The sequence below is a fragment of the Caulobacter sp. D5 genome (assembly GCF_003185805.1).
Classification (GTDB): domain Bacteria; phylum Pseudomonadota; class Alphaproteobacteria; order Caulobacterales; family Caulobacteraceae; genus Caulobacter.
This window is the reverse complement of sequence record NZ_QHJY01000495.1, coordinates 1-2,825: the sequence shown is the minus strand read 5'-3', so window position 1 is coordinate 2,825 and position 2,825 is coordinate 1. Positions and strand designations below refer to the sequence as shown.

The following is a 2,825-nucleotide window of genomic DNA, read 5'->3' as shown; positions in this document are numbered from 1 at the left end:
GGGTCGCCCCGCCAGGCGACGGGCCAGGCGCGCCGCGCGCGGCCCCACGCTCCCCGGCGCGCCGATGCTCGTCAGCAGCCTGGCCTGGGCGCCCAGCCGTTCGCGATCGGCCCGGGCGTTCATGCGGCTGGGCCCGTCGGTTCAGCCAGGGTCCGCAGCTTGCGACGTGGCCTGAAGCGGCTGGTGCGGCTGACGACATAGGCCCCCACCCCGCCGATCGCCGCCAGTATGGCGATGGCCGGCATGGTGAAGCTCTTGATCGGCGAGACAGGGGCGGCGGCCATCACCGGCTTGGCCGGGAACATCACCACCGTCACCTTGTCGTAGGGCAGGCCCTCGATGGAGTTGGTGACCAGGGCCTTGATCGACCCCACCTGGCCCGACAGATCGACGTCGGGGTTGTGGCGGATGAACACCGAGGCCGAGGACGGCTTCTGCTGCTCGGCCAACGGGTCGGCTTCGGGCACGGCGATGTGCACCCTCGCCTGCACCACGCCGTCGATCGACGAGATGGTCTGGCTGAGCTCCTGGCTCAGGCCGTACATCAGCCGCGCGCGCTGCTCCATCGGCGAGGAGACGAAGCCCTCCTTCTTGAACACCTCGCCCAGGCTCTCGAACTTGTCGCGCGGATAGCCCTGGTCGTGCAGCACGGCCACGGCCGAGGAGAACTGCTCGGCCCGGGTCTTCAGCGCCCAGACCTTGCCGTCCTTGCTGCTCTTCGAAGCCGAGACGTTGGCGTTCTGGAGCACGGCGACCATCTCGTTGGCCTCGCGCTCGGAAAGCCCGCCGTAGAGCTCCTTCTCCGCGCAGGCGGTGAGGCCCAGGGCCGTGGCGACCAGCAGCGCCGGCAGGATCTTGCGCATCGTCGCCTCCCTAGGACTGCTGCCGGAAGAGCTGCTGCAGGCCGTCGGACGTGCGGTTGGCGATGTTCGAGGTCAGTTGGCAGTTGAACATGAACTCGTGGCACTGGACGGTCAGGCCGATCATCTCGCCGGGCGTGATCGCCGCGCCCTTGGCCTCGGCCGCCTTGGCGTGGGCGGCCAGGTTCGAGGCCTGGCCGTTGACGAACTCCAGCTGGTTGAAGATCCCCTTCATGGCCGGGGCCAGGGCTTCGGGACCGGACAGGCCGGACACACCCGACGCGCCGGCCGTGTGCAGGGCGTTCTGGAACTGGACGGCGTCGGTCAGGCTGGCGCCGTAGCCGACCTGCGCGACCTGGGGCGATGCTTCCTGGGGGACGGCCAGGGCGGCCGCCGATACGGGGTCGAAGGACATGGGCGTCCTCTCCGCTGAAGAGGCCGCTTAGTTCTTGCGGGCCATGGTTTCGAGGGCGCGGCCGACGCTGTCGACCGAGGTGCTTTCCGAATTGGCCATGAAGTTCATGCGCAGGCTCTCGGCCGTCAGCATGGCCATGACCGAGGGCTTGTCGTCGCCGCCCGTGCCGACCTGGTCGGACAGCTCGGTGATGCGCACGGCCTGGGAGTCGAGCACCTGGCCCCAGGCGTGGGCCATGGCCTCGAACCAGCTGCCCGGACGGTTCTTGGTGTTGGAGCCCTGGAGGCCGGAGGCCACGGACATGGTCGCGTAGTTCGAAACAGAGTCGGTCATCGTCGCTTCTCCTTGGATTTGTTGGGGTTGCTTCGCTCGCTCTCAGAACATCAGGCGGGTGGTCTCGCCGCCCTTCTCGACCAGCACGGCCTGGCTCTCGACGCCGATGATGCGGTCGCCCGTGGGCAGCATCGAGCCGGCGAAGTAGCGGGCGCCGTCGGCGGTGGCGACGTAGCCGGCCTCGCCGCCGACCACCGCCACCACGCGCTTGCCGGGACCCTGGTCGAACACCTGGCCCAGGCGGTCGCCGCCGGCGGCCCGTTCCACGTCGAGGGCGCGCAGGCCCTTGACGTCGTGCAGGGCGATCTTCTCGACCTTGTCCACGTCCTGGGCCGGACCGGTGACCTGCACCTGCACGCGGGCCAGGCCGTTGGGACGGGCGGTAGCGGCCAGGCCGTTGGCCTGGAAGACGTCCTCGACGTTCTGGGCCAGGCTCTCGCTGGTCACGACCTCGACCCTGGCCGGCAGCTCGCGGCTGCTGACCAGGCGGGTCAGGCGGGCCTTCTCGGCGTCGCGGTTCAGCACGCCGGCGATGACCAGCTTGCCGTTCTCCTCGGGCCGCACGGCCAGGGCGCCGTAGCCCTCCTGGCGCAGCAGGGCGTGGAGCTTGGAGGGGCTGGCCTCCTGGCCGCCGAAATGGGGCACGTTGGCGACGGCGTAGGTGACGCAGGCCAGGGCCGCGCCGAACACCAGCACCGGCACCAGGTGCGGCGTGGCGCCGACGACCCGCACGCCGCGATCCAGCGTACGCCGCAGCAGGCTGCGGCCGTCCTCGAACAGGCCGCCCTCCTCTTCCTCGGCTGGCGTGGCCTCGGCGGGCGCGGCGGCGTTCAGCAGGCGCTCGGCCTCGCGCCAGCGGGGGCTTTCCTCGACCCCCAGGGCCAGGGCGTTGTCGCCGACGATCAGCGGCACATAGCAGGGCAGGACGGCGCGGGCCGGCGCCTCCAGCCGATGGCCGAGCATCTCGACCTGGCCCGACAGCACCTCGATGTCGGCGGCCTCCTCGCCGGCGACGAGCCGCACGCGGATGCCCTTGGCGCTGGCGTCGCGCAGGACGATGTCGGCGTCGAAACCGTGGCCGAGCTCGGCGGCCTCGCCCGGCGGCATCGGCAACAGGGCGCCGGCGACGCGGCCGGACAGCACCTTGAGGACGAGGGTCGCGGCATGGACCTTCGCCAGTTCTTCCGTCGTGTCTTCGGGCGGCAGGGCTTGATGGG

At 70.9% G+C, this 2,825-nt stretch carries 4 protein-coding genes; all 4 read right to left on the bottom strand.

The features are described 5' to 3' along the window. Window positions 1–119: 119 nt before the first annotated feature. Window positions 120–863, bottom strand: a complete 744-nt coding sequence (gene sctJ, locus DMC18_RS24335) for a type III secretion system inner membrane ring lipoprotein SctJ (protein WP_110119746.1) — start codon at window positions 861–863, stop codon at window positions 120–122. A 10-nt stretch (window positions 864–873) separates the two neighbouring features. After that, a complete protein-coding gene (locus DMC18_RS24330; protein ID WP_110119745.1) occupies window positions 874–1,275 on the bottom strand; it encodes a hypothetical protein in 402 nt (133 codons plus the stop codon). Between the two features lie 27 nt (window positions 1,276–1,302). Beyond that, the gene (locus tag DMC18_RS24325) at window positions 1,303–1,608 is read right to left on the bottom strand and encodes a hypothetical protein (protein WP_233245235.1); all 306 of its coding nucleotides are present in this window, start codon (window positions 1,606–1,608) and stop codon (window positions 1,303–1,305) included. A gap of 42 nt (window positions 1,609–1,650) precedes the next feature. Further along, on the bottom strand, window positions 1,651–2,825 hold a 1,175-nt coding region (locus tag DMC18_RS26335; protein WP_158285980.1), incomplete at its 5' end, for a hypothetical protein.

What these genes read in the sequence shown, in the direction of transcription:
- DMC18_RS24330 (WP_110119745.1), bottom strand. Translation starts at nt 1,275, where the DNA reads ATGTCCTTCGACCCCGTATCGGCGGCCGCCCTGGCCGTCCCCCAGGAA.
- sctJ (WP_110119746.1), bottom strand. Translation starts at nt 863, where the DNA reads ATGCGCAAGATCCTGCCGGCGCTGCTGGTCGCCACGGCCCTGGGCCTC.
- DMC18_RS24325 (WP_233245235.1), bottom strand. Translation starts at nt 1,608, where the DNA reads ATGACCGACTCTGTTTCGAACTACGCGACCATGTCCGTGGCCTCCGGC.